The sequence below is a fragment of the Mycobacterium sp. NGS66 genome (assembly GCF_059812225.1).
This window is the reverse complement of record NZ_JCALCG010000002.1, coordinates 239181-260714: the sequence shown is the minus strand read 5'-3', so window position 1 is coordinate 260714 and position 21534 is coordinate 239181. Positions and strand designations below refer to the sequence as shown.

Genomic DNA, 21534 nt, shown 5'->3' with positions numbered 1-21534 from the left:
TTTTGCGTCTGCTCGGCCTAATAAAGCGCGTTGGCGAGATTGCGCCGGCCGACGATGACCTCGGGATCGGCCGGGTCGAACAGATCGAACAGCTCGATCAGCCGGGTGCGCACCCGAGTGCGCTCATCTCCAGACGTGCTGCGTACCAAGGCAATCAACCGGTCGAATGCCGCAGTCACGTCCTGGTTGAGGATCTGCACGTCGGCGGCCGCGAACGCGGCTTCGATGTCATGCGGCGCGGCGTCGGCGATCGCAACCGCGTCGGGCCGCTGTGCGGTTGCGCGCGTGAGGAATTCGATCTGGCGGATCGCGGCTTTTGCTTCGACGCTACTCGGATTGGCATCCAGGATCGCCTGATACGAGTTTCGCGCGGCTTCGAAATCGCCTGCTTCGAGCTGCTGGCGAGCCTGCGCAACCTCCGGATCCACTTCCGTGGCTTCTCCGGAGCCGCTCGGGCCTCTGAGCTTCCCGGCCGTCGCCGAAATCAAAGAATCCAGCCAGCGTCGCAACTGATCGGCCGGCTGCACGCCCTGGAAACTCGAAATAGGCTGCCCGGCGGCCAAAGCCACCACGGTCGGGACCGCATCGACGCCGAATATCCGCGCCACCCTGGGTGCGACGTCCACGTTGACCGTCGCCAGCGACCACTTGCCTTTGTCGGCGGCGGCAAGACCGGATAGCGCATCAACCAGCTCTACGCACGCGTCGCTGCGCGGGGACCACAGCACGACGACAACCGGTACTTCGTCCGACCGGACCAGCACTTGGTCTTCGAAGTTGGCTTCGGTCACCTCGGTGGTCTGCGGGCCGCCCGGCGCCGCCGACGTTGCCTGGCCAGGTGCTGAAGCGTTCTGTTGGGCGCGCTGCTTGAGGCCGGACAGATCGACCGCACCGGCCATGGCAGGCCCGATAGGGGGTCGCGGACGCGTCACGTCATCCAGTTTGTCACGCCGGTAGGACGGCCGGTCGACCCGGTGGCGCCGAGGATCGCGCGCGGCCAAGGCCGACCCGCAAAGGCCCGTGATCTGCGAGTATGACAAAAATCACACATCGCTTGGCGCATCACGCTTCGCAGCAAAGTTACTGGTCAGTTCATCCGGCACGGAGAATCAGCGCGTCGCCCTGTCCCCCGGCACCGCACAGCGCCGCAACGCCGTAGCCCGACCCGCGCCGCGCCAGCTCGAGCGCGACGTGCAGCGTGATTCTGGCCCCGGACATGCCGATTGGATGACCGACGGCGATTGCACCGCCGTTGACGTTGACGATCTCGGGATCCACGCCGAGCTCGCGCGTGGAGGCCAGCGCGACGGCCGCGAAGGCCTCGTTGATCTCCACGACGTCGAGTTGGTCGACCGAGATACCCTCACGGTCCAGCGCCTTCTTGATGGCATTGGCCGGCTGGGACTGCAGGGTGGAATCCGGCCCCGCAACGACGCCGTGTGCGCCGATCTCGCACAGCCATGTCAGACCCATTTCCTGGGCCTTCTGCTTGTTCATCACCACAACCGCGGCGGCGCCGTCGGAGATCTGGGAGGCCGAGCCGGCGGTGATGGTGCCGTCCTTGCGGAACGCCGGCTTGAGGCCGGCCAGCGACTCGGCGGTGGTGTTGGCGCGGATTCCCTCGTCCTCGGTGAACTGCAGTGGATCACCCTTGCGCTGCGGGATTTGCACCGGCACCACCTCGTCGTTGAAGACGCCGTCCTTCCACGCCGCGGCCGCTTTCTGATGCGACCGGGCGGCGTATTCGTCCTGCTCCTGACGGGTGAACTTGTCGACGTCGTTGCGCTGCTCGGTGAGGGCACCCATCGGCTGGTCGGTGAACACGTCGTGCAGCCCGTCGTAAGCCATGTGATCCAGCACCTTGACATCGCCGTACTTGTAACCGGAGCGGCTGTCCATCAGCAGGTGTGGAGCCTTGGTCATGGATTCCTGACCACCGGCGACTACCACGTCGAACTCACCGGCGCGGATCAGCTGGTCGGCCAGCGCGATGGCGTCGATTCCGGACAGACACATCTTGTTGATGGTCAGGGACGGCACGTCCCAGCCGATACCGGCCGCGACCGCCGCCTGCCGGGCCGGCATCTGACCGGCCCCCGCGGTCAGCACCTGACCCATGATCACGTACTCGACCAGGGCGGCCCGCACGTGCGCCCGTTCCAGCGCCCCGGCAATCGCAATGGCGCCCAGATCGCTGGCGCTGAAATCCTTGAGCGAACCCATCAATTTCCCTATTGGGGTGCGGGCTCCAGCAACGATCACGGACGTCGTCATCAGTACCTCCTGGCCGGGCAATGGGCGGTCTGTCGAAGGCCGATTCGACCTACCGAAGAAGCGCAATCTCAATCGCCAGGTTACCGTTGTGTGATGACGACCGATCAAGTTGACGCCCGTCACGTACTCGCTGCCTCGTTGGTGACAGGCCTCGATCATGTCGGCATCGCGGTCGCCGACCTGGACGCTTCCATCGAGTGGTACCACGACCACCTCGGCATGATCCTGGTCCACGAGGAAGTCAACGACGACCAGGGCATCCGCGAGGCAATGCTCTCGGTGCCGGGAACCACGGCGCAGATCCAGCTCATGGCCCCGCTCGACGAGTCGTCGACCATAGCAAAGTTCTTGGACAAGCGTGGACCAGGCATCCAGCAGTTGGCCTGCCGGGTCAGCGATCTGGATGCCCTGTGCGCTCGGCTGCGCTCCCAGGGTGTGCGCCTGGTCTACGAGAATGCCAGGCGCGGCACAGCGAACTCACGGATCAACTTCATCCACCCCAAAGACGCCGGCGGTGTGCTCATCGAGTTGGTCGAGCCGGCGAGCTAAGACCACTTTCGGGTCGGACCGCGATTGGCGCGGTTTCTCCAGCACGGCGTATGCCAGTGCCGCCGATCCTCGGCTCCGCTCACCACTGAGTCGGCGGGCCACACCACCACATGCGCAGTGCCGGAACGGATTTCATGATCGCACCCCGGGCATCGATAGGTCTTGACGGCGCGTGCCGCGGCGATCGCGCGCACCTCGTACTGATAGCCGTCAGGACCGGTTTCCAGCCGCCGCGACTCCGCCGACAGCGGTCGTGGCGGTTTAGGGCGACGGGCCATTGCGCCAGCTTAATCGGGCAACTCAGAACAGCCGATACTCGTCGCTGTCCATCCCCCGCATTTGGTCGTAATCCAGTGTCACGCAACGGATTCCGCGGTCCATCGCCAGAGTGCGGGCCTGCGGCTTGATCTGCTGGGCGGCGAACACCCCCTTCACCGGCGCCAGAACGGTGTCGCGATTGAGCAATTCGAGATACCGGGTGAGCTGCTCAACGCCGTCAATCTCGCCGCGCCGCTTGATCTCCACCGCGACACAGCCTCCCCGTTCGTCGCGGCATAACAGGTCGACCGGTCCGATTGCGGTCATGTACTCGCGGCGAACCAGCGTGTATCCCTCGCCGAGCACGTGCAGGTGCTCGGCCAACAACGCCTGCAGGTGTGCCTCCACACCGTCCTTGACAAGCCCCGGGTCCACACCCAGATCGTGGCTGGAATCGTGCTCGATCTGCTCGACGGTGATCCGCAGCTGCTCGCCCGCTTTGTTCTGCACCACCCATACCGGCGCCGGGTCGCCGGGCTCCTCGCTCACCCAGCACGGCGGGCTCATCCAGTTCAACGGCTTATAGGCGCGATCATCTGCGTGCACGCTGACCGACCCGTCGGCCTTGAACAGCAGCAACCTGCGGGCGGAGGGCAGGTGCGCGGTAAGCCTGCCGACGTAGTCGACGGTGCACTGGGCAATCACTAGGCGCACCCGACTCACCTTAGAACGTTGCCGACGAACTAGGCTGGCGCCACCATGGCCGGCAAAAAGACGGTGGCGCAACGCTTGGGCCGGGTGCTCGAGAGGGTGACCCGTCAAAGCGGCCGGCCCGACACCCCCGCGTTCGGCTCTTGGCTGCTCGGGCGGGTATCGGAAAGTCAGCGACGCCGCCGGGTCCGCATCCAGGTCATCATGACCGTCCTTATCGTGGCGGCCAATCTGATCGGGATCGCCGTCAACGTGCTGCTGGTGACGGTCGCCATTCCCCAACCCAGCGTGTTCCACGACGCACCGAAGTGGCTGACGTTCGGCGTCGTGCCCGGCTACATCGCGCTAGCCCTGGCGCTAGGCGCGTGGTGGATCACCAGGCGAACCGTGCTCGCACTGCGCTGGGCCATCGAGGAGCGCCCGCCGACGCAGGAGGACGAGCGCAACACCTTCCTGGCCCCCTGGCGAGTGGCGCTGGGTGACCTCATCCTGTGGGGGATCGGGACGGTGCTGCTGACCACCCTCTACGGCATGGTCAACCACCAGTTCATCCCGCGGTTCCTGATCACGGTCGCGTTTGCCGGTCTTCTGGTCTCCACCAGCAGCTATCTGCTCACCGAGTTCGCGCTGCGCCCGGTGGCCGCCCAGGCACTCGAGGCGGGGCCACCGCCCCGGCGGATGGCACCGGGCATCATGGGCCGACTGATGATGGTTTGGCTGATGGGTTCCGGCGTACCCGTCGTCGGCATCGCGCTGATGGCCGTCTTCCAGATCCTGATGCGGAATCTGACCGAAACCGAGTTCGCGGTCGGCGTGCTGATCGTCGCGGCGGCGACACTGGTCTTCGGGTTCATCCTGATGTGGATCATGGCCTGGCTGACCGCGACACCGGTGCGCGTGGTTCGCGCGGCGCTCCAGCGCGTCGAGCGGGGCGACCTGCGTGGCGACCTGGTGGTGTTCGACGGCACCGAGCTCGGCGAGCTGCAACGGGGTTTCAACGCGATGGTCGACGGCCTGCGGGAGCGCGAACGGGTGCGCGATCTGTTCGGCCGGCACGTCGGGCGCGAAGTCGCCGCCGCCGCCGAACGGGAGCGGCCGAAACTGGGCGGCGAAGAACGCCATGTCGCGGTGGTGTTCATCGACATCATCGGCTCCACGAAGTTGGTCACCAGCCAACCACCAGCCGACATCGTCAAACTCCTGAACCGGTTCTTCACGATCATCGTCGAAGAGGTGGACCGCCACCGCGGCTTCGTCAACAAGTTCGAGGGCGACGCTTCACTGGCCATTTTCGGTGCGCCGAATACTTTGGAACACCCCGAAGACCAGGCCTTGGCCGCCGCACGGGTCATCGCCAAACGATTGTGCGACGAGATGCCGGAGTGCCAGGCTGGCATCGGTGTGGCCGCGGGCCAGGTCGTCGCCGGCAATGTGGGCGCCCGAGAACGGTTCGAATACACCGTGATCGGTGAGCCGGTCAACGAAGCGGCACGGCTGTGCGAACTGGCCAAATCACGCCCCGGCAAGTTGCTGGCATCGGCGCAGACGCTGGAGGGCGCGAGCGAAAGTGAGCGCGAGCATTGGTCTTTGGGACGCCACGTGAAATTGCGTGGCCACGATGAACGGATTCAGCTGGCGTCGCCGGTCGAACCGGCCAAAGCGCGCAAGTAAGACGACGAACCCGACGTCGGCCGGGGCCGCAGGCAACCCGCAAGCTGGTCGTGATCAATCAGCTGCGACGGGCGCGTTCCTCGTAGCCTCGACGCTTTTCGGTGTCAACGTCGTCGAGAAAGACCGTTTCACCGCCGAGCCCTCGGGCCAACCACTCGGCGAAGCCACGCGGCAAGAACTTCTGCATCGCCGCGATGCCACCGGCGAGCTTGGTCACTCTGACCCGCGGCCGAGGCTTGCTGACCAAGCGGACGATCGCCGCGGCAATGTCTTCGGGTTCAGCGTTTCTGATGCCGCGGATGCCCTTGGTGCCGGCGGTCAGCTCCGTGTTGACGAATGACGGCATCACAATCGAGAACTCGACACCGGTGTTGCGGTGCTCGACGCGGGCGGCATCGGTGAATCCCACCACCGCGAACTTGCTGGCGCAGTAGGTGGCCATTCCTGAGCCGTAGATTTCGCCGGCCAGCGACGCCACGTTGACGATATGGCCGTGGTGCCGGCGCAGCATACGTTGCGCGGCGAGCTTCGAGCCGAATATCACGCCCATGACGTTGATGTCGATGATGCGCCGGGTCACTGGGTCGGGCTCGTCGACCAGCCGGCCGACCGGCATGATTCCGGCATTGTTGACCAGGACGTCGATCGGTCCGAGCTTTTGTTCGACCTGGTCGAGAAATGCCGCGAAAGAATCATTTTCGGTGACGTCGAGCTTGCCGTAGAACGCCAGATCGGCCTCGTCGGCGGCGTTCTTGACGGCGATGTGGTCGATGTCTCCGATGGCCACCTTCGCGCCCAGATTGTGCAAGGCGGTCGCCGTCGCCAGCCCGATTCCCCGCGCACCGCCGGTGATGGCAATGACCTTGCCGCGCACCGCTGCTACCTGATTTGCCATCGAAACTCCTTCATACGGTGCCGGTACGAATCCCACCCGCGGCGCCTGCCAGTTCCAGGGCGAGGGCGGTGATGCGATCCGGCGCGTCCAGATGGGGACAGTGCCCGATGCCGTCTAGCAACTCGAGCCGACTCGCAGGATTGGCGGCATGCAGGTGCTTGCTGGCCGCGACCGCGACGAGCTTGTCCCGGGTGCCGTGCACGAACACGGTGGGATAGGTGATGTCATGTGCGGTGGCGACCACCGCGACCTCGAACATCAGCGGGCCGCCGAGGGCGGCGAGATCGCGTCGTACTTGCCGCGAGCTGAGTTGGTCGGTGAGTAGGGCGACTGCGGCGGCGTCGGCGAGTCGGTAGTCGCCGTAAAGCAGTCGGGCGCCGACGATGTTCGCGCCGCGCCCGAAGATCGCACCCCGCAGCGGCAGGCCGGCCAGTCCGGCAAGTGTCCGGCCTCGGCGGATCATCGCGGCTTTCATCAGCGGCGTCCACTGGTCGGTGGCGGTGTTCAACGCAACCAGCCCGCATACGGGCAGATCGGATTCGGTGTCGAGCAATCGCACCGCGCTGCTCGCGCCGAGCGAGTTTGCAACCAGCACAACGGGAGTGCCGGCTCCGTGCGTGGTCACCACGGCCCGCAGAAACCGCACCAGCTGTGGCAGGAACGGACCCGGCGACGCTGCGTCGGCGTCGCCGAAGCCGGGCAGGTCGACCGCGATGGCCGCCTGCCCGGCCGCGGCGCACCGCTGCAGAACGGGACGCCAACACGGCGCGGGGTGGCCGAATCCGTGTACCAGAACCAGCGTCGGCCCCGCTCCGTCGACATACAGCTCGCGGGTACCGACGCCGGCGTAGGTTGCGCGCCGTTCGCCGATCATTCGGTGGCGGCCCAGTGATCCAATTGCGCGGGCAGCTTGTCCAACAGCCAGGGACCGTCGGTCTCGACGACATCCTTCGTGTGCCAGCCTTGCAGCAGCGACACCGCGCCGCCCTGCACCGCGAGAACCTTGCCGGTCAACGGGCAGTCCTCGGAGGCGAGGTACACGACGACCGGGGCAATGTTGGCCGGGCTGAAGGCATCGAACTCGCCCTCGGGAACTTCTTCTTCGAACATGGCGCTCATGCCCGGGGTAGCCAGGGTGAGGCGCGTGCGCGCCACCGGGGCGATCGCGTTCACGCGCACGCCGTAACGCTCGAGTTCCAGTGCGGCCACCTCAGTGAGGGCAGCGATACCGGCCTTGGCCGCACCGTAGTTGGCCTGCCCCGCGTTGGCCATGAACGTGCCGGACGCCGACGCGGTGTTGATCACCGCGGCCTTGACCGTTTTGCCGGCCTTGACCTGATCCTTCCAGTAAGCCGCGGCATGGTGGAGCACCGAGAAATGACCTTTGAGGTGCACCGCGATCACCGAGTCCCACTGTGACTCGTCCATGCCTGCGATGAACGCGTCGCGCAGGATTCCCGCGTTGTTCACCACCACGTCCAGGCCGTCGAACTCTGAAATAGCTCGGTCGACAAGACTTTTCGCTCCGCTCCAGGTGGCGATGTTGTCAGTGTTGGCGACGGCCTTGCCGCCGCCGGCGATGATCTCGTCGACCACCTGCTGAGCCGGCCCGGCGTCCATGCCGCTGCCGTCGTTGCTGCCACCGAGGTCGTTGACGACCACGCTGGCACCTTCTTTGGCGAAGAGCAGCGCATGTTCGCGACCGATGCCGCGCCCGGCCCCGGTGATGACGGCGACGCGATTCTGCATTGAACCCATGGTGTTTTCCTTCGGTTGAGTGGGGCCGGTCAGGCGATCAGCGCAGTCAGCTTGTCGAGGGAGGCTTCGAGCTCCTTGGTGGAGGCCCGCTCGATCGCACCGCCGATGGCGCCGACCATCATCTGGCTGATGAACTCCGCGTCGAGCGTCGCGATCGACGCGTCGTCACCCTTCGGTTCGACAGTCAGCGTGAAGGTGATCTTGGCGCCTGCCATACCGGTGCCCGAGAACTTGGTTGTGTTCGGTGCGTCGTACTCGTCGACGGTGAAGGTGATCGTGTTCGCCATGCCCATGATGGTGAGGACCTCGGCCATCGTTGCGCCCTTGGACAGCTGCGCGGGCGGTGCTTCCTTCCACTTGGTGTGCAAAGTCAGCCACTCCTCGAACCGGTTCGGGTCGGAGATCACAGCCCACACCTTGTCCTGCGACGCCGCAAACTCTCGGCTGACGTTCGATGATGCCATTTTCGTACTCCTTGTTCGTGATGATGTTGTGGGACAGTCTGTTTCAGCGCTGGGCCGGTCGGTAGGCGGTGACGACGGCGGCGCCACCGAGACCGATGTTGTGGGCGAGAGCAACCTGCGCGTTCGGCACCTGGCGAGCGTCGGCCTGGCCTCGCAACTGCCACGTCATCTCGGCGCACTGTGCGAGCCCTGTCGCGCCGAGGGGGTGGCCCTTGGAGATGAGCCCGCCGGATGGGTTGACGACCCAGCGGCCGCCGTAGGTGGTGTCGCCGGCGTCCACCAGTTTGTGGCCCTCACCTTCGGCGCACAGGCCCAGCGCCTCGTAGGTGAGCAGTTCGTTGGGGGCGAAACAGTCGTGCAGTTCGATGACGTCGACGTCGTCGGGGGTGATTCCGGCCTGCTCGTAGACGTTGCGGGCCGCGGTGGCGCTCATGTCGTATCCGACGAGCGCACGGGCGGTTCCCGCGGAGAACGTCGACTCGGTGTCGGTGACCAGCGACTGGCCCACGATTTCCACCGCGCGATCCGCGAGATCGTGCTCCTCGACGAATCGCTCGCTGGCCAGAACCGCAGCGCCGGAGCCATCCGAGGTGGGCGAGCACATCAGCCGCGTCATCTGCAGCGGCTCGTAGACCATCTTCGCGGACTGGATCTCCTCCAGCGTGTACACATCCTGGAACTGGGCATACGGGTTGTTTGCCGAGTGCCGGTGGTTTTTCTCGGCGATCCTGGCGTAGTGCTCCGGGGTGGAGCCGTAGCGCTCCATATGTTCGGCACCCGCGGCGCCGAACATCCAGGGCGCCACCGGCATTGCGAAGTCCCGCAGCTGAGCGAGCGCCTCGATGTGGCGTAGCAGCGGCTGCTCCCGGTCGGAAAAGCCGGCGTCGAGTGAGCCGCTCTGCATCTTCTCGAACCCGATCGCGAGGGCGCAATCGGCCAACCCGCCGCGAATCGCCCGTGCGGCCAGGTACAACGCGGACGACCCGGTGGAGCAGTTGTTGTTGACGTTGACCACGGGGATGCCCGTCATGCCGAGTTCGTAAATGGCCCGTTCGCCGGCAGTCGAGTCGCCGTAGACGTATCCCGCGGCAGCCTCCTGGATCTTGCCGTACTCGATCCCGGCGTCCTCGAGGGCCTTGGTGCCGGATTCCTTCGCCATCGCCGGGTAGTCCCAGCCCTCGCGGCGGCCCGGCTTCTCGAACTTCGTCATGCCGACGCCGACGACAAATACCTTGTTGGACGCCGTGTTTTCCTTGTTGGACGCCGCGTTTTCCTTGTTGGACGCCGTGTTTTCCTTGTTGGACGCCGCGTTTTCCTTGTTGGACATAGTGTTCACTCCTTGAATTCGGCGAGACCGTCGGTGATGACGAACTTGTCGGGCTTCTCATCGCCCGCGGTCTCAAAGGCGTACACGCCGTCTTCCTTGCGCCAGATCCGGCTTGTGATGATCTCTTTCGGCCGACCCGGCTTCGACAGACGCACCGCCAGCCGCTTCAACCGAGCGGGCGCTTCGGGGCTGATGTTGGTGATCAAGGCGTGCGAGGTGAACGCGATGGTGCACAACCCGTGGATGATGATCCCGGGAAGGCCCATGGCCCTTGCGAATTCGTCGTCCAGATGGATCGGCATCGGATCGCCGGCAGGCTCGCTGTACCGGAAGGTCTGGTCGTCGTCGAACTGCTGGACCACGGTGAATTCCGGGTCGCGCTCGCGCAGTGAGTCGTCGAACGCGTGATCGGGTGCGGGAACGCCGACAGTGCCGTCGAATTCACCGCCGCGGAAGAACCCGATGAAGTACTGCTCGTTGACTAGATCGCCGCGGTCGCTGCGAGTTTCCATCAGCGTGGTCACCACCACCCCGGAAGACTTGCCCTCGATGCCGATCGGCTTGGCCCGAACAGTCAGCACCTCGCCGGGTTCGATCGGGCGGTGGAACCGGAAGTCGTGCTCGCCGTGCAGGATTCGCAGCATCAGCTCGTCCGGGACTACGGACATGGTGGCTTCGGCCATCATCACCATGGCCGGTACGACCGCAAACACCGGCGGCGCGTACGTGCCGTCCAGGTGCTGGGCGATCGGGTCGTTGGTGGCCTTGGCGTAAGCGATCGTGCGCTCGGCCTCAACCTTGAACTCCTGCTCATCGCCCCATACATCGAGGCGGTCGAGGTTGTATCCCTCGTTGTCGGCCACTGGTGAACTCCTGTGCGCATCATCGGGCGAGTTGTCGCGTTCGACGCTAGGAGCGGGACTGGGCCCCGGCGATGACCAAACCTCTCGCCCCGTTGACCGAAACGCTCACGTCTTGGGGTTGCTACGGTCGGCGTCATGTCCGCCGACTCTGGCTACACGATCGCGATTCGGCGCGTGCAGGACATGGTCGAGCTCGGACGTCGCCTGAACTTGAACGTCGAGGCCCTGCTTACCGAGGCGGGCATCGAGCCGATCCTGCTCGACGAGGGGCGGTCCCGCGTCACGACGGCCCAGGCCTCCACGTTGATTCGACACCTGTGGCGGGTCACCGACGACGAGCTGCTCGGGCTGGGTTTGCAGCCGGTGCCGCGCGGCACCTTTCGCCTGGTGTGTTTCGGTCTGCTCAACGCCGCCGACGTGCGCACTGCCCTAGGACGGTTCGAAAGCTTCAACAAGTCACTGCCGGGGGTTCCGCCGGTGACGCTGGCCGAGGACGCGGGAGTCGCCCGCCTCTCGTTCGACATCAGCGCGGTGCCGCGGCCGGTGGGCCTGGCCATCGACACCATGCTGGCCGTCATGCACCGCTTCATCGGCTGGGCGATTCGTCGCAAGGTGGCGCTGCGAAGGGTCGAGGTGCCGTACCCGGCCGATCCCGGACTTGACGACTACGACCTGATATTCGGTGCGCCGGTGCGGTTCTCGGCACCGGCGCCGGCGCTGATATTCGACGCCGAGGTGCTCTCCGCACCGATCGTGCGCAACGAGCAAGAGTTGATGGACTTCCTTCGGGACTCTCCCGCGGGGGTGCTCGAACGACGTGACTACGGGGTCTCGCTGACCAGCCACGTGCGGCGCATCCTGCAACGCGGGCTCAGTGGCGACTGGCCAAGCGTCGATGACATCGCAGCCGAACTGGCCGTGAGTCCGCAGACACTTCGGCGCAAGCTGCGCGAGGAGAACACCTCGGCTCGCGACATCCGGGAAGACATCCTGCGTGACGCCGCGATCGCAAGCCTGGTGCGCGGCGACGAAACCGTCGCTGCCCTGTCCCGCCGGCTCGGCTTCTCCGAACCCAGCGCGTTCTCCCGAGCCTTCCGGCGTTGGACCGGTAGCGCACCGGGCTCATATCAGCGCTGAACGCGCGCCGTGGCACCGTGAGCGATCCGGTCAACGTGGTGATCGCCGCGGTCATTGGTGGCCGCCCACCAGACCCATAGCGTCGAAGCAAGAGTCATCACAGAACAGAGGAGTTCAACTGTGGCCTTGCACCGGTCATCATGGATGGACAAGGACCTGGACGCGCTGACCGATCTCGCGCGCCGGTTCTACGAGAAGGAATGCGCCCCGAACGAACAGCGGTGGGGCGCCCAGCAGCACGCCGACCGCGACGTCTGGAAAAAGGCCGGTGACCTCGGCCTGCTGTGCACGAGCATCCCCGAGGAGTACGGCGGTGGCGGCGGTACCTTCGCCCATGACGCAGTGATCGCGATCGAGCAGATCCGTGCCCTGGCACCGAGTTTCGGCGGCCCGCTACACAGCACCATCGTCGCCCACTACATCAGCAGCTATGGCACCGAAGAGCAGAAGCGCGCCTGGCTGCCGAAAATGGCCACCGGCGAAGCCATCGGCGCCATCGCCATGACCGAGCCTGGCACCGGCTCGGATCTGCAGAGCATCAAGACCAAGGCCATCAAGGATGGTGACGACTATGTGATCAGCGGATCCAAGACCTTCATCTCCAATGGCTTCCTGGCAGATCTGGTGATCGTGGCCGCCAAGACCGCTCCCGAGAGCAGCGGCGTGGACAGCACCTCGCTCATTGCGGTGGAGACGGATCGCGCCGGCTTCCGGCGTGGCCGCAACCTGGAGAAGATCGGCCAGCACGGCCAGGACACCGTCGAGCTGTTCTTCGACGACGTCCGGGTTCCCCAGTCCAACCTGGTGGGTGCCGCCGAGGGGCTGGGCTTCATCCAGCTGATGCAGCAGCTGCCACAAGAGCGACTGATCCTCGCCGTGGTCGCAGCTGCCGCGATCGAGAAGACCGTCGAGCTCACCGTCGCCTACACCAAGGAGCGGGAAGCGTTCGGTAAACCTGTCTTCAATTTCCAGAACACTCAGTTCGTGCTTGCCGAGTGCGACACCATCAAGAGCATCGCGTGGAGCTTCGTCGATGACTGCGTCGCCAAGCACCTCGTGGGCGAATTGGATGTGCCGACCGTGGCCAAGGCCAAGTGGTGGCTCGCCGATCAGCAGTGCAAGGTCGCCGACGAATGTCTCCAGTTGTTCGGTGGCTACGGCTACATGACCGAGTATCCGATCTCTCGGATATTCACCGACTCCCGTATCCAGAAGATTTACGGGGGCACCAACGAGATCATGAAGACGATCATCGGAAAGAGCCTGTGACCGCAGGCCCGCTGCACGGCGTCAAGGTCGTCGAGATGGCAGGCCTGGCGCCGGCCCCGTTCGGTGCCATGATCCTGGCCGACCTGGGCGCCGAGGTGGTACGGATCGACCGGGGCGGCGCGCCCGGCGCTGGGTTGGTGCCGCCCGACGGACCGCTGGACCGCGGCAAGCACACAGTGCGGCTCGACCTCAAAGAATCCGCAGACCGCGAGACCCTCTATGCGCTCGTTGACGCTGCGGACGTGTTCATCGAGGGCTTCCGTCCCGGTGTCGCCGAACGGCTCGGAATCGGCCCAGACGACCTGCTGTCGCGCAACCCGCGGCTGCTGTATGCCCGGATGACCGGCTACGGGCAGGACGGACCGCTGGCCCCTCGGGCCGGGCACGACATCAACTACATCGCCATCTCCGGGGCGCTCGATCTCGTCGGCCGCGCCGGGGAGCGTCCGCTTCCCCCCGCCAACATGATCGGCGACTTCGCCGGCGGCGGAATGCTTCTCGCACTCGGTGTGCTCGCCGCGCTTTACGAGCGCGAACAGTCCGGCCTTGGGCAGGTGATCGACGCGGCGATGGTCGACGGTTCGGCGCTGCTCACCGCATTCATGCATGGCATGCACCACAACGGGCTGTGGAACCAGCCTCGCGGCCAGAACCTGCTCGACGGTGGCGCTCCGTTCTACGACACCTACGAGTGCGCCGATGGTAAATACGTGGCAGTCGGCTGCGTCGAGCACCCGTTCTACCTGCAGCTGCTGGACGGACTCGGCATTGACGATCCAGAGCTGCCGTTCCAGCTCGACAGCACCCGCTGGGATCAACTGCGCGACGTCATCGGCGCCGCGTTCAAGGAACGCACCCGTGACGAATGGGCGGCGGCGTTCGCTGAATCGGACGCCTGCGTCGTGCCCGTGCTGAGCCCGTGGGAGGCACACCAGCACCCGCACAACCAGGCCCGCGACTCCTTCATCGAGGTCAATGGAGTGCGTCAGCCTGCACCGGCACCGCGATTCAGCCGAACACCCGCAGCGTCACCGAAACCGCTGTCCGCCGGCCCGGAAGAGACTCGGAATCTGTTGTCCCGCTGGAAGGTTGCCGGCTCCACTGGTAGGGGCAAGAAATGAACCTGATCGAGATGCTCAAGGATCCCGCTCGCCGGGCCAGCCTTGAGACGCAATCACTGATCACGCTGATGCGCGCGGGAGTGATCGGGGTCGAGCCACCACATCGGATCGTCCAGATCGTCAAGGCACTAACCGACTACGGGCCGTTCGGCGCGGCTCCCCGGATCGCCGCGATCCGCCACGGCCAACGCCCTGCGATCACCGACGAGCTCGGCGAACTCAGCTTCGCCGAGCTCGACGAGCAGGTGAACCGGCTCGCGAACACTCTCCGCGCCACGGGCCTGCGGCCGGGCTCGAGCGTCGGCATCCTGTGCCGCAACCACCGCTACCCGCTGATCGCGGCATTCGCGGCGTCACGGGCAGGTATGAGCGGGATCTGGCTCAACACCGCATTTTCGGCACCGCAGGCACGCGAGGTCGCCGAACGCGAAGGCGTCGACCTGCTCATTCACGATGCCGAGTTCGACGACGTTGTCGTCGACATCAATACACCGCAGGGGCGGGTCCGCTGCTTCACCGACGAGCCCGCCGACGATCAGCTGAAGCGGCTGATCGCGGCCGGGGACCCGCAGCGGCCCGCCGTACCGGCGAAGCCGGGCCGGATCGTCCTGCTGACCAGTGGCACCACCGGAACGCCGAAGGGAGCGCCGCGCGCCGAGCCAAAATCACTGATCCTGCCCGGCGCGCTGCTCGACCGGATGCCGATGCGCGCGCGTGAGGCGACCGTGATCGGGCCGCCGCTCTACCACGGCACCGGGCTGATCATCGCTCTACTGTCCATCGCCCTCGGCTCGAAGCTCGTCCTGCGGCGTCGCTTCGAGGCCGCAGAGTTCCTCAACGACATCGAACGCCACCAGGCGACCACGATCTGCGTCGTACCGATAATGCTGCAACGGGTCCTGGCGCTCGGCGACGACGAGGTACGCCGGCGCGACCTCTCCTCCCTTCGCGTCGCGTTCTGCGCCGGCTCGCAGCTCCCCGCCGAAGTCGCGATCACTGCGTCGGACCTGCTCGGTGATGTGATTTACAACCTCTACGGATCGACCGAAGTCTCCGTCGCCACGCTCGCGACCCCAGCGGATGTACGGGCCGCCCCGACGTCGGTGGGCAAACCGGCACTCGGCTCGACGGTCAAGATCTACGACGAGGCGGGCAAAGAGGTCGCCCCGGGCGGCAGGGGGCGAATCTTCGTCGGCGCCGCAACCCCGTTCGAGGGCTACACCGGCGGCGGCGGTAAGGACATCATCGACGGGCTGATGTCGACCGGCGACATCGGCCATTTCGACGACGCCGGACGCCTCTACATCGACGGCCGTGACGACGAGATGATCGTCTCGGGAGGTGAGAACGTCTTCCCGCGGGAGGTCGAGGAACTGCTCGTCACCCACCCCGCGGTCGTCGATGTGGCGGTCATCGGGGTCGATGACCCCGACTTCGGACAGCGGCTCCGCGCATTCTGCATCCTCGCCGACCACGCGGAGGCCAGCGAGAAGGAACTGCAGAGCTTCGTCAAGGAGAACCTCGCCCGCTACAAAGTTCCGCGCGACATCGTCTTCCTCGACGAGCTGCCGCGCAACCCCACCGGCAAAGTCCTCAAACGCGAACTCGCAGAGCACACTCGGTTGCCAGGACATTGATGTCGCTTTTCCGCCAGTGTTGTCGGTGGTCAGGTGTAACTGTGGAACCCGTGCATGAAGATTTCGAACGCTGCTACCGAGCGGTCCAGTCCAAGGACGCCCGGTTCGACGGCTGGTTCGTCGTCGCTGTGCTGACAACCCGGATCTACTGCCGCCCCAGTTGCCCGGTGCGGCCACCCTTTGCCCGCAACGTCCGGTTCCTGCCGACCGCAGCGGCCGCTCAACGGGAAGGTTTTCGGGCCTGCAAGCGATGCCGTCCCGACGCCTCACCGGGTTCTCCCGAGTGGAACGTGCGCGGCGACGTCGTTGCGCGGGCGATGCGCCTCATCGCCGACGGCACCGTGGACCGCGAGGGCGTCGGCGGCCTGGCCGGCCACGTCGGCTATACGACGCGTCAGCTGGAACGACTGTTGCAGGCCGAGGTCGGTGCCGGCCCGCTCGCGCTGGCCCGCGCGCAACGGGCGCAGACCGCCCGGGTCCTGATCGAGACCACCGACCTGCCCTTGGGCGACGTCGCATTCGCCGCCGGGTTCTCCAGCATCCGCCAGTTCAACGACACCGTGCGGCTGGTCTTCGAAACCACGCCGACGGCGTTACGGGAGCGCGCTGCAATTCATTTCGGCTCTGGGACGACGTCGCGGGGAGCTGTGTCGCTTCGGCTGCCGGTGCGCACCCCCTTCGCCTTTGAAGGGGTGTTCGGCCATCTGGCCGCCGGAGCCGTACCCGGTTGCGAGGAGGTGCGTGACGGCGCGTACCGACGCAGCCTGCGGCTTCCCTCCGGCAGTGCCGTCGTTGCCCTCACCCCGGCCGCCGATCATGTCGGTTGCCAACTGGTCTTGGACGACTTCCGCGACCTCACCACCGCGATCGCGCGCTGCCGACGGCTGCTCGACCTCGATGCCGACCCCGAAGCCGTCGTCGAAGCGCTGTCCGCGGATACGGACCTGGCGCCGGTGGTGGCCAAAGCGCCCGGACAACGCATCCCCCGCACCGTCGACGATGCAGAACTTGCCGTGCGCGCAGTGCTCGGACAGCAGGTGTCGACCAAGGCCGCGCGAACCCACACGCGCAGACTCGTCGCCGCCTACGGCCAGCCCATCCACGATCCGGCCGGCACGCTGACGCACACCTTCCCGTCGGTTGACCAGCTCGCCGACATCGATCCGGTCCATTTGGCCGTCCCCAAATCCCGACAGCGGACGCTGAACGCCCTGGTGGCCGGCCTTGCCGACGGCAGCGTCATCCTGGACGCCGGGTGCGACTGGGAACGCGCGCGCAGGCAACTGCTGGACCTGCCCGGGGTCGGACCGTGGACGGCGGAGGTGATCGCCATGCGGGGCCTCGGCGACCCGGACGCCTTCCCGGCCAGCGATCTCGGCCTCAGGCTGGCCGCCGAGCAGCTCGGCCTGCCCGCCGGGCAACGGGGCCTCATCGAGCACAGCGCCCGCTGGCGCCCCTGGCGCTCGTACGCCGTCCAGCACCTATGGGCCACCCTCGAACATCCGATAAACCACTGGCCACCAAGGGAGGTTGCATGATTCACTACCGCACCATCGAGAGCCCGATCGGCCTGTTGACTCTGGCCGGGCAAGGGTCGGTGCTGACCAATCTGAGGATGGTCGACCAGACCTACGAGCCGAACCGCGCCGGCTGGACCCTCGATCAGAAGTCCTTTCCCGAAGCCGTCGAGCAACTGGAAGCGTATTTCGCCGGCGAGTTAACGGAATTCGACGTCGAATTGGACCTGCGTGGCACCGCATTTCAACGCCGGGTTTGGCAGGCACTGCTGACAATTCCGTACGGCCAGACACGCTCGTACGGGGAAATCGCCATGCAAATCGGCGCAGCCGGCGCGGCCCGTGCTGTTGGATTGGCCAACGGCCACAATCCGATTGCCATTATCGTCCCGTGCCATCGGGTGATCGGCGCCAGCGGTGGCCTCACCGGATACGGCGGTGGGCTCGACCGGAAAAAGACACTGCTCGACCTGGAGAAAAAGCGGGCGCCGGCCGAATTGACTCTATTCGACTAACGCCTGACCATGATGGGCTTGCCGAGCGTGGGGGCATCGATTTTCGCCCACTTTCGGCGACACAAATGGCAGCGGGTTGAATATGCAAAAACACCCCCTTTGCAGGGGGTGTTTTTGTATATGTTCGGCGGTGTCCTACTTTTCCACCCGAAATGGGCAGTATCATCGGCGCTGACAGGCTTAGCTTCCGGGTTCGGGATGGGACCGGGCGTTTCCCTGTCGCTGTGGCCGCCGTAACTCTATGTAATTTGTTCTGGTGGGGGGTGCGGTGCTGCACGACAAACGTCGTGAGTACCGAATAGTGGTTGCGATTTGTGTTGGTAAGTTTTCGGCCGGTTAGTGCCAGTTCCCTTCACTCATTGCTGAGCTTCCAGGTCTGGCCTATCGATCCCGTGTTCTGCGGGGGGCCTTATCCCACCAAGTGGGTGAGAAGCCTGATCTTGGAGAAGGTTTCCCGCTTAGATGCTTTCAGCGGTTATCCTGTCCGAACGTAGCTATCCAGCAGTGCCCCTGGTGAGACAACTGGTGCACTAGAGGTTCGTCCGTCCCGGTCCTCTCGTACTAGGGACAGGTTTCCTCAAGCTTCTGACGCGCGCGGCGGATAGAGACCGAACTGTCTCACGACGTTCTAAACCCAGCTCGCGTGCCGCTTTAATGGGCGAACAGCCCAACCCTTGGGACCTGCTCCAGCCCCAGGATGCGACGAGCCGACATCGAGGTGCCAAACCATCCCGTCGATATGGACTCTTGGGGAAGATCAGCCTGTTATCCCCGGGGTACCTTTTATCCGTTGAGCGACACCCCTTCCACTCGGGGGTGCCGGATCACTAATCCCGACTTTCGTCCCTGCTTGACGTGTAGGTCTCGCAGTCAAGCTCCCTTGTGCATTTACACTCGCCACCTGATTGCCGTCCAGGTTGAGGGAACCTTTGGGCGCCTCCGTTACATTTTAGGAGGCAACCGCCCCAGTTAAACTACCCGCCAGGCACTGTCCGTGAACCGGATATACGGTTCGACGTTAGGTATCCAATACGATCAGAGTGGTATTTCAACAACGACTCCACCTCAACTGGCGTCGAGGCTTCACAGTCTCCCACCTATCCTACACAAACCGTACCGAACACCAATACCAAGTTGTAGTGAAGGTCCCGGGGTCTTTTCGTCCTGCCGCGCGTAACGAGCATCTTTACTCGTAGTGCAATTTCGCCGAGTCTATGGTTGAGACAGTTGAGAAGTCGTTACGCCATTCGTGCAGGTCGGAACTTACCCGACAAGGAATTTCGCTACCTTAGGATGGTTATAGTTACCACCGCCGTTTACTGGGGCTTAAATTCTCCGCTTCACCCTTTCGAGTTAACGGGTCCTCTTAACCTTCCAGCACCGGGCAGGCGTCAGTCCGTATACATCGTCTTGCGACTTCGCACGGACCTGTGTTTTTAGTAAACAGTCGCTTCTCACTGGTTTCTGCGACCGGATCCCGCTTCCACCGCAAGGGTGTTCACGATATTCCGGTCCCCCTTCTCCCGAAGTTACGGGGGCATTTTGCCGAGTTCCTTAACCATAGTTATCTCGTACGCCTTGGTATGCTCTACCTGACCACCTGTGTCGGTTTGGGGTACGGGCCGTGTATGTGCTCGCTAGAGGCTTTTCTCGGCAGCAGAGGATCACCGAATTCGCCTCAATCGGCTATGCATCACCTCTCAGGATTAATGAGCGACGGATTTGCCTATCGCTCTCCCTACAGGCTTACCCCAGTATTACCACTGACTGGTACGGCTACCTTCCTGCGTCACCCCATCGCTTGACTACTACCAGCGAAGGTCCCACGCAGCCCCGAACCTCCACGCCCCCGAAGGGGAATGATCGATTCGGTTTTGGGTGGTTAGTACCGCTGATTCATCACGGGCGCTCATACACGGGTACGGGAATATCAACCCGTTGTCCATCGACTACGCCTGTCGGCCTCGCCTTAGGTCCCGACTCACCCTGGGCGGACTGGCCTGGCCCAGGAACCCTTGGTCTTACGGCGGGCAAGGTTCTCACTTGCCTTATCGCTACTCATGCCTGCATTCTCACTCCCTCACCCTCCACCACCGGTCACCCGGCGGCTTCCCTGAATGAGGGACGCTCCCCTACCCACACCCACGAATGTGAATGTGTCGCGGCTTCGGCGGTGTGCTTGAGCCCCGCTACATTATCGGCGCACAATCACTTGACCAGTGAGCTATTACGCACTCTTTCAAGGGTGGCTGCTTCTAAGCCAACCTCCTGGTTGTCTCTGCGACTGCACATCCTTTTCCACTTAGCACACGCTTAGGGGCCTTAGCCGGCGATCTGGGCTGTTTCCCTTTCGACGCACGGAGCTTATCCCCCGCCGTCTCACTGCCACGCTGTACACCACGGCATTCGGAGTTTGGCTGACGTCAGTAACCTAGTAGGGCCCATCGGCCATCCAGTAGCTCTACCTCCGCGGTGAATCACGCAACGCTGCACCTAAATGCATTTCGGGGAGAACCAGCTATCACGGAGTTTGATTGGCCTTTCACCCCTACCCACAACTCATCCCCTCAGTCTTCAACCTAAGTGGGTTCGGGCCTCCACGCGGTCTTACCCGCGCTTCACCCTGGCCATGGGTAGATCACTCCGCTTCGGGTCCAGAACACGCCACTACACCCCAAAAGGGGATACGCCCTATTCAGACTCGCTTTCGCTGCGGCTACCCCGCACGGGTTAACCTCGCGACATGTCCCTGACTCGCAGGCTCATTCTTCAAAAGGCACGCCATCACCCCACGAAGAGGCTCTGACGGATTGTAGGCACACGGTTTCAGGTACTCTTTCACTCCCCTCCCGGGGTACTTTTCACCATTCCCTCACGGTACTAATCCGCTATCGGTCATCGAGTAGTATTTAGGCTTACCGGGTGGTCCCGGCAGATTCACAGCAGATTCCACGGGCCCGCTGCTACTCGGGAATTGATACAAGGTAGGTGCCGGGTTTTCGCGTACCGGGCTCTCACCGTCTACGGCAGACCATCCCAGGCCACTTCCGCTAACCACGACACTTTCTGACTACCCCTCAGCCAGGTAGAGCTGAGACATATCAATCCCACAACCCCGCACACACAACCCCTACCTGGTTACCCATGCGTGCGGTTTAGCCATGTTCCGCGTTCGCTCGCCACTACTAGCGGAATCACAATTGTTTTCTTCTCCTACGGGTACTGAGATGTTTCACTTCCCCGCGTTCCCCCTCGCACCCTATATATTCAGATGCGAGTAACACGACATCACTCGTGCTGGGTTTCCCCATTCGGAAATCCTCGGATCAACGCTCGGTTGACAGCTCCCCGAGGCATATCGCAGCCTCCCACGTCCTTCGTCGGCTCTCGATGCCAAGGCATCCACCATGCGCCCTTAGTCACTTACAAACACAAAAACCAAAGAAGAAATTACATTTATGAACACGCCACCACCGAGGGCAGCGCATTCATTAGATGCTCGCAACCACTATCCAGTTCTCAAACACCACACCCCACCACCAAGATGGCGGGACAACAGCCCTTAAAC

The 21534-nt window shown here is 64.2% G+C and carries 18 protein-coding genes and 2 rRNA genes; 8 read left to right on the top strand and 12 right to left on the bottom strand.

The window, feature by feature from the left end:
- Positions 1 to 17 precede the first annotated feature (17 nt).
- Together AC5Y2L_RS05725 and AC5Y2L_RS05720 are read right to left on the bottom strand one after the other, a co-directional pair.
- The gene (locus AC5Y2L_RS05725) at positions 18 to 932 is read right to left on the bottom strand and encodes a tetratricopeptide repeat protein (RefSeq protein ID WP_499932639.1); all 915 of its coding nucleotides are present in this window, start codon (positions 930 to 932) and stop codon (positions 18 to 20) included.
- A gap of 160 nt (positions 933 to 1092) precedes the next feature.
- Positions 1093 to 2274, bottom strand: a complete 1182-nt coding sequence (locus AC5Y2L_RS05720) for an acetyl-CoA C-acetyltransferase (RefSeq protein WP_499932641.1) — start codon at positions 2272 to 2274, stop codon at positions 1093 to 1095.
- A gap of 90 nt (positions 2275 to 2364) precedes the next feature.
- Between AC5Y2L_RS05720 and mce the strand changes: the two genes are divergently transcribed.
- Positions 2365 to 2823 (top strand): methylmalonyl-CoA epimerase, encoded by a 459-nt coding sequence (mce, locus tag AC5Y2L_RS05715; RefSeq protein WP_499932643.1) that lies wholly within the window; start codon positions 2365 to 2367, stop codon positions 2821 to 2823.
- Here mce and AC5Y2L_RS05710 read toward each other — a convergent pair.
- Together AC5Y2L_RS05710 and nucS are read right to left on the bottom strand one after the other, a co-directional pair.
- A complete protein-coding gene (locus AC5Y2L_RS05710; protein ID WP_499932645.1) occupies positions 2820 to 3101 on the bottom strand; it encodes an Rv1322 family protein in 282 nt (93 codons plus the stop codon). The two genes, mce and AC5Y2L_RS05710, sit on opposite strands and share 4 nt — an antisense overlap.
- A gap of 22 nt (positions 3102 to 3123) precedes the next feature.
- The gene (nucS, locus tag AC5Y2L_RS05705; RefSeq protein WP_499932647.1) at positions 3124 to 3795 is read right to left on the bottom strand and encodes an endonuclease NucS; all 672 of its coding nucleotides are present in this window, start codon (positions 3793 to 3795) and stop codon (positions 3124 to 3126) included.
- A gap of 45 nt (positions 3796 to 3840) precedes the next feature.
- Between nucS and AC5Y2L_RS05700 the strand changes: the two genes are divergently transcribed.
- Entirely contained in the window at positions 3841 to 5463 is a 1623-nt protein-coding gene (locus AC5Y2L_RS05700; RefSeq protein ID WP_499932649.1) for an adenylate/guanylate cyclase domain-containing protein, read from the top strand.
- A 58-nt stretch (positions 5464 to 5521) separates the two neighbouring features.
- Here the strand turns inward: AC5Y2L_RS05700 and AC5Y2L_RS05695 are convergent, their stop codons facing one another.
- The 6 genes from AC5Y2L_RS05695 to AC5Y2L_RS05670 are packed head-to-tail and all read right to left on the bottom strand — an operon-like array spanning position 5522 to position 10770.
- Positions 5522 to 6358 (bottom strand): SDR family oxidoreductase, encoded by an 837-nt coding sequence (locus AC5Y2L_RS05695; RefSeq protein ID WP_499932651.1) that lies wholly within the window; start codon positions 6356 to 6358, stop codon positions 5522 to 5524.
- 10 nt (positions 6359 to 6368) lie between these two features.
- Complete coding sequence (locus AC5Y2L_RS05690) at positions 6369 to 7232, bottom strand: alpha/beta fold hydrolase (RefSeq protein WP_499932653.1); 864 nt, start codon at positions 7230 to 7232, stop codon at positions 6369 to 6371.
- Positions 7229 to 8116, bottom strand: coding sequence for an SDR family oxidoreductase (locus AC5Y2L_RS05685; protein ID WP_499932655.1), 888 nt, complete (start codon positions 8114 to 8116; stop codon positions 7229 to 7231). The genes AC5Y2L_RS05690 and AC5Y2L_RS05685 overlap by 4 nt, the downstream gene beginning before the upstream one ends.
- Positions 8117 to 8145: 29 nt before the next feature.
- The gene (locus tag AC5Y2L_RS05680; protein WP_499932657.1) at positions 8146 to 8580 is read right to left on the bottom strand and encodes a type II toxin-antitoxin system Rv0910 family toxin; all 435 of its coding nucleotides are present in this window, start codon (positions 8578 to 8580) and stop codon (positions 8146 to 8148) included.
- A 43-nt stretch (positions 8581 to 8623) separates the two neighbouring features.
- The gene (locus AC5Y2L_RS05675) at positions 8624 to 9907 is read right to left on the bottom strand and encodes a lipid-transfer protein (protein ID WP_499932659.1); all 1284 of its coding nucleotides are present in this window, start codon (positions 9905 to 9907) and stop codon (positions 8624 to 8626) included.
- Positions 9908 to 9912: 5 nt separating this feature from the next.
- On the bottom strand, positions 9913 to 10770 hold the full coding sequence (locus tag AC5Y2L_RS05670) for a MaoC/PaaZ C-terminal domain-containing protein (RefSeq protein ID WP_499932661.1): 858 nt from the start codon (positions 10768 to 10770) through the stop codon (positions 9913 to 9915).
- Between the two features lie 135 nt (positions 10771 to 10905).
- Here AC5Y2L_RS05670 and AC5Y2L_RS05665 point away from each other — a divergent pair, with 135 nt between their 5' ends.
- The 6 genes from AC5Y2L_RS05665 to AC5Y2L_RS05640 all read left to right on the top strand — a co-directional run bounded on the left by AC5Y2L_RS05665 (position 10906) and on the right by AC5Y2L_RS05640 (position 17966).
- Entirely contained in the window at positions 10906 to 11907 is a 1002-nt protein-coding gene (locus AC5Y2L_RS05665; RefSeq protein WP_499932663.1) for an AraC family transcriptional regulator, read from the top strand.
- A 144-nt stretch (positions 11908 to 12051) separates the two neighbouring features.
- Complete coding sequence (locus AC5Y2L_RS05660; protein WP_499933188.1) at positions 12052 to 13176, top strand: acyl-CoA dehydrogenase family protein; 1125 nt, start codon at positions 12052 to 12054, stop codon at positions 13174 to 13176.
- A gap of 35 nt (positions 13177 to 13211) precedes the next feature.
- A complete protein-coding gene (locus AC5Y2L_RS05655) occupies positions 13212 to 14297 on the top strand; it encodes a CaiB/BaiF CoA transferase family protein (RefSeq protein ID WP_499933190.1) in 1086 nt (361 codons plus the stop codon).
- Entirely contained in the window at positions 14294 to 15934 is a 1641-nt protein-coding gene (locus AC5Y2L_RS05650; RefSeq protein WP_499932664.1) for an AMP-binding protein, read from the top strand. The genes AC5Y2L_RS05655 and AC5Y2L_RS05650 overlap by 4 nt, the downstream gene beginning before the upstream one ends.
- A gap of 50 nt (positions 15935 to 15984) precedes the next feature.
- A complete protein-coding gene (locus AC5Y2L_RS05645) occupies positions 15985 to 17472 on the top strand; it encodes an AlkA N-terminal domain-containing protein (protein ID WP_499933192.1) in 1488 nt (495 codons plus the stop codon).
- Positions 17469 to 17966, top strand: coding sequence for a methylated-DNA--[protein]-cysteine S-methyltransferase (locus tag AC5Y2L_RS05640; protein ID WP_499932666.1), 498 nt, complete (start codon positions 17469 to 17471; stop codon positions 17964 to 17966). Before AC5Y2L_RS05645 ends, AC5Y2L_RS05640 begins: the two co-directional genes overlap by 4 nt.
- A gap of 122 nt (positions 17967 to 18088) precedes the next feature.
- On the opposite strand, the gene rrf is transcribed toward AC5Y2L_RS05640, so the two are convergent.
- Both rrf and AC5Y2L_RS05630 read right to left on the bottom strand, forming a co-directional pair.
- Positions 18089 to 18202: ribosomal RNA gene (gene rrf / locus AC5Y2L_RS05635) — 5S ribosomal RNA — on the bottom strand.
- Between the two features lie 80 nt (positions 18203 to 18282).
- Positions 18283 to 21395: ribosomal RNA gene (locus AC5Y2L_RS05630) — 23S ribosomal RNA — on the bottom strand.
- Positions 21396 to 21534: the final 139 nt, after the last annotated feature.

Bases quoted from the DNA above. Each gene is read 5' to 3' on its own strand.
- AC5Y2L_RS05720 (WP_499932641.1), bottom strand. From the start codon at position 2,274: ATGACGACGTCCGTGATCGTTGCTGGAGCCCGCACCCCAATAGGGAAA.
- AC5Y2L_RS05710 (WP_499932645.1), bottom strand. From the start codon at position 3,101: ATGGCCCGTCGCCCTAAACCGCCACGACCGCTGTCGGCGGAGTCGCGG.
- AC5Y2L_RS05700 (WP_499932649.1), top strand. From the start codon at position 3,841: ATGGCCGGCAAAAAGACGGTGGCGCAACGCTTGGGCCGGGTGCTCGAG.
- AC5Y2L_RS05695 (WP_499932651.1), bottom strand. From the start codon at position 6,358: ATGGCAAATCAGGTAGCAGCGGTGCGCGGCAAGGTCATTGCCATCACC.
- AC5Y2L_RS05690 (WP_499932653.1), bottom strand. From the start codon at position 7,232: ATGATCGGCGAACGGCGCGCAACCTACGCCGGCGTCGGTACCCGCGAG.
- AC5Y2L_RS05685 (WP_499932655.1), bottom strand. From the start codon at position 8,116: ATGGGTTCAATGCAGAATCGCGTCGCCGTCATCACCGGGGCCGGGCGC.
- AC5Y2L_RS05680 (WP_499932657.1), bottom strand. From the start codon at position 8,580: ATGGCATCATCGAACGTCAGCCGAGAGTTTGCGGCGTCGCAGGACAAG.
- AC5Y2L_RS05675 (WP_499932659.1), bottom strand. From the start codon at position 9,907: ATGTCCAACAAGGAAAACGCGGCGTCCAACAAGGAAAACACGGCGTCC.
- AC5Y2L_RS05665 (WP_499932663.1), top strand. From the start codon at position 10,906: ATGTCCGCCGACTCTGGCTACACGATCGCGATTCGGCGCGTGCAGGAC.
- AC5Y2L_RS05660 (WP_499933188.1), top strand. From the start codon at position 12,052: ATGGACAAGGACCTGGACGCGCTGACCGATCTCGCGCGCCGGTTCTAC.
- AC5Y2L_RS05655 (WP_499933190.1), top strand. From the start codon at position 13,212: ATGGCAGGCCTGGCGCCGGCCCCGTTCGGTGCCATGATCCTGGCCGAC.
- AC5Y2L_RS05650 (WP_499932664.1), top strand. From the start codon at position 14,294: ATGAACCTGATCGAGATGCTCAAGGATCCCGCTCGCCGGGCCAGCCTT.
- AC5Y2L_RS05640 (WP_499932666.1), top strand. From the start codon at position 17,469: ATGATTCACTACCGCACCATCGAGAGCCCGATCGGCCTGTTGACTCTG.